The sequence below is a fragment of the Pseudomonas sp. genome (assembly GCF_037994325.1).
In the GTDB taxonomy this organism is placed as follows: domain Bacteria; phylum Pseudomonadota; class Gammaproteobacteria; order Pseudomonadales; family Pseudomonadaceae; genus Aquipseudomonas.
Genome location: NZ_JBBNAH010000269.1, coordinates 1 through 6,663 on the forward strand (window position 1 = coordinate 1; position 6,663 = coordinate 6,663).

At 60.8% G+C, this 6,663-nt stretch carries 9 protein-coding genes; all 9 read left to right on the top strand.

The features are described 5' to 3' along the window. Positions 1 to 68 precede the first annotated feature (68 nt). The 9 genes from AAAB16_RS08995 (at position 69) to AAAB16_RS09035 (ending at position 6,636) form a co-directional block, all read left to right on the top strand. Complete coding sequence (locus AAAB16_RS08995; RefSeq protein ID WP_340663025.1) at positions 69 to 1,007, top strand: 2-hydroxyacid dehydrogenase; 939 nt, start codon at positions 69 to 71, stop codon at positions 1,005 to 1,007. 220 nt (positions 1,008 to 1,227) lie between these two features. Next, positions 1,228 to 1,734 (top strand): SRPBCC domain-containing protein, encoded by a 507-nt coding sequence (locus AAAB16_RS09000; RefSeq protein ID WP_340663026.1) that lies wholly within the window; start codon positions 1,228 to 1,230, stop codon positions 1,732 to 1,734. A 15-nt stretch (positions 1,735 to 1,749) separates the two neighbouring features. After that, the gene (locus tag AAAB16_RS09005; RefSeq protein ID WP_340663027.1) at positions 1,750 to 2,298 is read left to right on the top strand and encodes an SRPBCC family protein; all 549 of its coding nucleotides are present in this window, start codon (positions 1,750 to 1,752) and stop codon (positions 2,296 to 2,298) included. Between the two features lie 21 nt (positions 2,299 to 2,319). Next, the gene (locus AAAB16_RS09010; RefSeq protein ID WP_340663028.1) at positions 2,320 to 2,922 is read left to right on the top strand and encodes an alpha-ketoglutarate-dependent dioxygenase AlkB; all 603 of its coding nucleotides are present in this window, start codon (positions 2,320 to 2,322) and stop codon (positions 2,920 to 2,922) included. Then, entirely contained in the window at positions 2,919 to 3,083 is a 165-nt protein-coding gene (locus AAAB16_RS09015) for a hypothetical protein (RefSeq protein ID WP_177411398.1), read from the top strand. Before AAAB16_RS09010 ends, AAAB16_RS09015 begins: the two co-directional genes overlap by 4 nt. Before the next feature lie 156 nt (positions 3,084 to 3,239). Beyond that, on the top strand, positions 3,240 to 3,359 hold the full coding sequence (gene ccoM, locus AAAB16_RS09020; protein WP_340663029.1) for a cytochrome c oxidase subunit CcoM: 120 nt from the start codon (positions 3,240 to 3,242) through the stop codon (positions 3,357 to 3,359). Positions 3,360 to 3,504: 145 nt separating this feature from the next. Next, positions 3,505 to 5,538, top strand: coding sequence for an FUSC family protein (locus tag AAAB16_RS09025; protein WP_340663030.1), 2,034 nt, complete (start codon positions 3,505 to 3,507; stop codon positions 5,536 to 5,538). Then, a complete protein-coding gene (locus AAAB16_RS09030) occupies positions 5,525 to 5,731 on the top strand; it encodes a DUF1656 domain-containing protein (protein ID WP_340663031.1) in 207 nt (68 codons plus the stop codon). The genes AAAB16_RS09025 and AAAB16_RS09030 overlap by 14 nt, the downstream gene beginning before the upstream one ends. A gap of 29 nt (positions 5,732 to 5,760) precedes the next feature. After that, the gene (locus tag AAAB16_RS09035; protein ID WP_340663032.1) at positions 5,761 to 6,636 is read left to right on the top strand and encodes an HlyD family secretion protein; all 876 of its coding nucleotides are present in this window, start codon (positions 5,761 to 5,763) and stop codon (positions 6,634 to 6,636) included. Positions 6,637 to 6,663: the final 27 nt, after the last annotated feature.

The following is a 6,663-nucleotide window of genomic DNA, read 5'->3' on the forward strand; positions in this document are numbered from 1 at the left end:
GGCTGGGGGTGAGGGCAGCGTCACCCGCGGTTCCGCACTCTGCAAACCCTCCCATACTCGGAGTACCCATGAGCAAGCCTAAAGTTCTCCAGATCGGCCCTCTAACCGACCGCTTCCAGCACAACCTCGCCGAGCACTACGACGTCACCGCGCTCTGGCAACAAGCCGATCCCCAGGCCTTTCTAAAAGAGCACGGCGCCGGGTTCGAGCTGCTCGCCACCTCGGCGCGCTTTGGCTGCTCGGCTGAACAACTGGCTGCCTTACCTAACCTGAAAGCCATCAGCAGCTTTGGCGTTGGCTACGACTCAATTGCCGTCGACGCCGCGCGCGACCGAGGCATTCAAATCAGCACCACCCCCGACGTACTCAACGACTGCGTGGCCGACTTGGCCATGGGGCTGATGATCGACACCTCGCGCAAGCTCGCGGCCTCGGAGCGTTTTCTGCGCGCCGGTGGTTGGCTAAAAGGCAATTTTCCCTTGGCCCGTCGGGTCAGTGGCAAGCGCTTGGGTATTGTTGGTTTGGGCCGAATTGGTCAGGCAGTGGTCAAGCGTGCCAGCGGGTTTGATATGGAAGTGCGCTACCACAACCGCTCGAAATTGAACGACAGCCCCTACGGTTATGAAGCTAATTTGCTCGATCTCGCACATTGGGCCGATTTTCTTGTGCTTACTTGCGTCGGTGGCGCATCTACCCACCACATCGTTAATGCCCAGGTGCTGGCCGCGTTGGGCCCTAAGGGCATTGTGATCAACGTCGCCCGTGGCTCGGTGATTGACGAGCAGGCGTTGGTGGCGGCCCTGCAAGACGGCACGTTGGGCGGGGCAGGGCTGGATGTATTCGAAGCCGAACCGCAGGTGCCCGAAGCCTTGCTCAGCCTGGATAACGTGATGTTGCTGCCCCACGTCGGCAGCGCCACCGAAGAAACACGTTTGCAAATGGAAGAGCTGGTGCTGGCTAACCTCGCTGCATTCGTTGAGCGCGGCCAGGTGCTTACGCCGCTTTGATCGATCGTGTTCGCGGGCTTGCCCGCAAACCGCGCCTTGGCCATAAGCCGGGGAGCGTTTCACTATAGAGCTGTCCGTAACACCCCAAGGTGCGCCACGAGCGCACCTTTTTTATGCCTGGTTGTTGATCAACAAGCCGCTAACGAACGCCATGGTCCTTGGCTTGTGGGCTAGGCTGATGCCTGCGATAAAAATCGGCATTTGCTTAGCGGAGGTCACCATGAGTACCACAACAACGGCCAACGAATTTTTTGTCACCCGCGTACTGGACGCGCCACTGCAGCAGGTCTGGCAGGCCTGGACTGAGCGTGAACAGTTGCAGCAGTGGTGGGGCCCTAAGGGGATGGAGGTTGAAATAGCTGACCTCGACTTATCGCCCGGCGGCCGCTGTCTGTATGTCATGCGTACCGCCGACGGCAGCGAAATGTGGGGGCGGTTTCTCTATCAGGAAATTGAGGCACCACACAAACTGGTGTGGCTCAATGCCTTTTCCACGGCTGAAGGCGGCGTATCCCGGCATCCCGCGGCACCAACCTGGCCGCTGCAAATGCGCTGCTGCGTGGAGTTCAGCGAGCAGGGCGAGAAAACCCTGCTGACCTTGCGCTCCAGAGCGTTTGAAGCCAGCGCGGAGGAAGAACAAACCTTTGTTGAAGGCTTCGACTCAATGCGCCAGGGGTTCGGCGGTACCTTTGACCAATTGGTGGATTACTTGGCCAGATCAGCCTGAGCTTAGGAGACTTCCATGTTGAGCCTTATCTTGATTGTGCTGGTGGTGGCAGTCGTCGTTTTGCTCTTGGTGGTGTCGCGCCAGCCCGATACGTTTCGCGTTGAGCGCTCGCGGCGCATTGCCGCGCCGCTGCCGGTGGTGTTTGCCCAGGTCAACGACTATCACCTGTGGCAGCAGTGGTCGCCCTGGGCGAAACTCGACCCCGATATGCAGGTCACGTATAGCGGGCCAAGCAGCGGCGTGGGTGCCACGCAAAGTTGGGTCGGCAATAACCAGGTGGGGCAGGGCAGCTCGACCATTGTCGAAAGCCGGCCAGATGAATTTATTCGCATGCAACTGCGCTTTCTCAAACCGTTTCAAGCCAATAACGAGGCAACGTTTACCTTTGTGCCAGACGGCGAAAGCGTACAGGTGACGTGGGCCATGAGCGGGCCGAAAAACCTGCTGATGAAGGGCATGCATATGGTCATGGATGTCGACAAACTATGCGGCCAGGCATTCGAGCAAGGTTTGGCGCAATTGGAGGTGCAGGCCCAACAAGCCGCTGCGCGCTCCGTTTCTTAATGCCAAGCAAAGTGAGTAGTTGTGGACCTGTTTAATGCCGCGCCAATCGAACTGCCCCACGCCGACCTGCGCTACACCCCGCAGTGGGTTGAGCAGGCCACGGCCGACAGCTGGTTGGCAGAGTTGCTCGGGCAAACCCCGTGGCAGCAGCCGCAGGTGTTTATCCATGGTCAACATTTCCCGGTGCCACGCCTGCTGGCCTGGTACGGCGACCCCGGGGTTAGTTACCGCTATTCCGGGCTCACCCATCAACCCTTGCCGTGGACGCCGCTGCTCACGGAAATTCGTGCACGTGTGCAGGAGGAGGTAGGCGAGCGCTTTAACGGGCTGCTGCTCAATTACTACCGCGACGGCCAGGACTCCATGGGCTGGCACAGCGATGCGGAAGACGTGTTAGGCATCAACCCCACTGTGGTGTCGCTGAACCTGGGCGGCACGCGACGTTTCGACTTGCGCCGGGTCGGCAGCACGCGGATCGAACACTCGCTGGAGTTGGAACACGGTTCGCTACTGGTCATGGCCGGGCAGACGCAGCATTATTGGCAGCATCAGGTGGCCAAAACGCGCAAACCTTGCGTGCCACGGCTTAACCTCACTTTTCGTCTTATCCGGTCCCAGCCATGAGCAATGACAGCAAGCTGATCGACTTCGCCGCCGAGCGCGACAAACGTATTCACGACATCAAAGACAAACGCTTGAACGAAGTGCGTGATGCCTTCGAACAAGCCATGCCATTGGGCAAGGCGAAAAAGAAAAAGCCCAAGAACAAACCGAAAAAGCCGTAAACCACTCCCATCGCGTTGCCGCTGTCTAGCGGCGACCTCAGTTTTTTTCAGCGACGCGTCCGTCACCTCAATCACCGTTGACTCAGATCAACGTCCATACCGGAGCCGATGCCTATCCTGTGTCCATTCTTTCAACGGGCACATCTGGAGGCTCCTATGTTTTTCGACGTTGCAGTATTCGCAGGTCTGGCGACAGTGGGCCTGATGTTCGCGTTCTTTGGTGGCATTGGTTGGTTTATCCGTAGCGACATCCGCAAGCACAAAGCACAGCAGTAAGCGGTCACTACGGTTTCACGGGCACGCAAGGCTTTTGGGCAACTTAGGTTGCCCATTTTTTTGCCTGCGATTTGGCTCGGTAAGGCGTGCCTTTTTCCTCGCTCTCCAGCTATCGTGCATAGGTGTTCCCTGACAGGTCTCACCCGTGCGCACTCTGTTGCAGGCGTTTTTCGCGCCTGAAATTCCAGCGGTTAAATTTGCGATTAAAACTTTGATTGGCGCTGGCCTGGCGTTGTGGTGCGCGATGCGTTTTGGCCTGGAGCAGCCGCAATGGGCGCTGATGACGGCGGTAATTGTCGCTCAGCCGCTGTCGGGCATGGTGGTGCAGAAAGGGTTGGCGCGGCTGTGCGGCACCTCTGTCGGCACGGTGATGGCGGTGGTGGTGATGGCGTTTTTTGCGCAAACGCCGTGGCTGTTTTTGCTGGTGCTGGCGACCTGGTTGGGCATCTGTACGGCGGCGTCAACCTTGCTGCGCAGTGCTTGGTCATATGCCTTTGTGCTGGCCGGCTATACCGTGATCATCATCGCGTTACCCTCGATCAGTAACCCGCTCAACGTGTTTGACCAAGCCGTAGCGCGGTGCACGGAAATCTCCCTGGGCATTGTCTGCGCCACCTTTGCCAGCGCCTTGCTATGGCCGCAGCGGGTCGAGCAGTTGCTGGCCAAGCAGGCGCGCGATGCCTGGGCGGCCGGCATTCAGGCCTCGCGGGCCGCCTTGAGTGGCGAACGGCAGGAGCGCCAGGGCTTGCTCGGTGCCTTGGGCCGCATTGTCGCGGTGGATGCTCAGCGTGAGCATGCCTGGTTTGAAGGCAACCGCGGTCGGCAGCGGGCGGTAGCGTTAAGGGTGCTGAGCCGTGACCTGCTGACCCAACTGCGCCTGGCCCGTGGCGTCGCCCGCCAATGGCGGCAGCTCACCCCGGCCGAAGCCGAGCAGTTGCGGCCCTGGTTGCTGGAGGTGCAGCACGCGCTGGACGACCCACAAACCACGCAGCTACTCACCCTGCGTGAACGCCTGATCGCCGCCGCCGATAACCCCGAGCTGCCCACCGTGCAGCAATACTCCCTCGGCCGCCTGGCGCTGCTGGTGCGTCAGGTGTTGGCCGCCTATGACACCCTGCAAGCGGTGGAGCAGGGCGTAGCGCCGGCGGATGCGCCGCGCGCTATGTCGTGGCACCGCGATATACAGATGGCCTCCTTATATGGCTTTCGCAGTGGGCTGGCGTTTCTGTTGGTGGCCGCGTTCTGGATGGCCACCGGCTGGACCTCTGCTACCGGCGGCCTGACCATGACCGCCGTGCTTTGCAGCCTGTTCGCCAATCGCGAAAACGCCGCGCAGATTGGCCTGGGTTTTCTGCGCGGCACCCTTTATTGCATCCCGCCGGCGTTTATCGTTGGCCAGCTGCTATTGCCGCAACTAAGCAGTTTTGCCCTGCTGTGCCTGGCCATGGGCGTGCCGTTGTTTTTTGCTGCCTTGGGCATGACCAAACCGGCGATAGCGGGCACCTCGACGGCTTTTTGCCTGCAATTTATCGTGCTCTGCGCGCCGCAAAATCTGATGCGCTTTGACGTGGCGTCCTTTCTAAATTCCGCGTTGGCGATGGTGCTCGGTGTGGGTTTTGCTGTGCAGATTTTCCGCCTGATTGGCCTGCGTAATCCGGCCTGGCATGCCCAGCGTTTGCTGCGCGCCATGCTTATCGACCTCAGCCGCCTAACCCAGCGCCCGCTGGCTGGTGCGGAAAACTGGTTTGGCGGGCGCATGGCCGATCGCCTGCTGCAACTGGCCCGGCATTACCCGGTGCTGCCGACGCAATCGCGCAGCCGCTGGAACGATGGCATCAGTGGCCTCGACCTTGGCGATGAACTGTTGCACCTGCGCCGCTGCCTGGAGGTCTCGCAATCGCCAGCCCTGACCGAGGCGGAGCGGCAGTTTATGCGTAGCCTGGAGCCGGTGTTGCTCGAGGGGCCGGAGGCGCATTCGGTCACCGCGTTGGATCAACCCGTAGCGCAGTTGCTCAGCGCCCTGCGTGAGTCCGGCGCGAGCATCGACCGGCGTCTGGCCCAAGCCGCGCTATTGCAGCTGCAATTGAGTTGGAAGCAGTGGTGCGAGCAATCGGAACTTAACCCCTATACGCCACCTCCATCTGCGGTGGCAGAGGAGGCTAGACATGGGCTTGCGTGAATGGGCGTTGGGCGGCGTATTGCTCAGCCCGTTTTTGATTTATGCGCTGTTGGCGCTGCTGTGCACCGGGCTGTTGCGCTTCGGTTTGCAGCGCGTGGGCGTGGCGCGCTGGATTTGGCACGAGGCGTTGTTCGATACCGCCTTGTTTGTTTGTGTACTGGCCGCCCTGGTGGCGGTTACGGGACGTTGGTAGCCGTTAACCACGGTAAATAGGAGAGCTGCATGCGTTCTACCCTGCGAGTGATCGTGACCCTGTGCTTGGTGGCGGCGGCCCTGGTGGCGGGCTACGACCTGTGGCGCTACTACATGTTGTCGCCGTGGACCCGCGACGCGCGGATTCGCGCCGATGTGGTGGTGATTGCCCCTGACGTGTCCGGTTGGGTGGTTGACCTCAAGGTGCACGACAACGGCCAGGTGAAAGCCGGCGACGTGCTGTTCAACCTTGATCGCGAGCGCTACCAAGCCGCGCTGGAAAAAGCCCAGGCCGTGGCCAACACCCGCCAACAACAGCTGCGCCTGCGCGACCACGAAGCGCAACGCCGTGCCAGCTTAGGGCCGCAAGCCATCAGTGCCGAGCTTAAAGAAAACGCGCAGATCACCGCCGACATCGCCCGCGGCTCCTTGCGCGAAGCCCAGGCCGATGTGGCGCTGGCACAAATCAACCTGGCCCGCAGCGAAGTGCGGGCGCCGCGCACCGGGCAAATCACCAACTTGCGCCTGGCCCAAGGCAACTACGTCAACGCCGGGCAAGCGGTGATGGCCCTGGTGGATGAGCAATCGTTTTACGTGCAGGCCTATTTCGAAGAAACCAAGCTGCCGCGCATTCGCGTCGGCGCGCCGGTAAAGGTTTGGCTAATGAGCGAAGGCCAAGCGCTGACCGGGCAGATTGAAAGCATCAGCCGTGGCATCACCGACCGCAACGCCATTCCCGACGCGCAGCTTTTGGCCAATGTGGAACCGACCTTTAACTGGGTGCGCCTGGCCCAGCGCATTCCGGTACGCATCAAGCTCGACCCATTGCCGCCCGAGGTGCAGCTCAGCGCCGGTATGACCGCCAGTGTGCGGGTAGAAGAGGAGGGGGAGGCGAGCGAACCGTAGATCTGGATCCCCGCCTGCGCGGGGATG

Coding starts and splice junctions, on each gene's coding strand:
- AAAB16_RS08995 (WP_340663025.1), top strand. CDS start 69: ATGAGCAAGCCTAAAGTTCTCCAGATCGGCCCTCTAACCGACCGCTTC.
- AAAB16_RS09000 (WP_340663026.1), top strand. CDS start 1,228: ATGAGTACCACAACAACGGCCAACGAATTTTTTGTCACCCGCGTACTG.
- AAAB16_RS09005 (WP_340663027.1), top strand. CDS start 1,750: ATGTTGAGCCTTATCTTGATTGTGCTGGTGGTGGCAGTCGTCGTTTTG.
- AAAB16_RS09015 (WP_177411398.1), top strand. CDS start 2,919: ATGAGCAATGACAGCAAGCTGATCGACTTCGCCGCCGAGCGCGACAAA.
- ccoM (WP_340663029.1), top strand. CDS start 3,240: ATGTTTTTCGACGTTGCAGTATTCGCAGGTCTGGCGACAGTGGGCCTG.
- AAAB16_RS09030 (WP_340663031.1), top strand. CDS start 5,525: ATGGGCTTGCGTGAATGGGCGTTGGGCGGCGTATTGCTCAGCCCGTTT.
- AAAB16_RS09035 (WP_340663032.1), top strand. CDS start 5,761: ATGCGTTCTACCCTGCGAGTGATCGTGACCCTGTGCTTGGTGGCGGCG.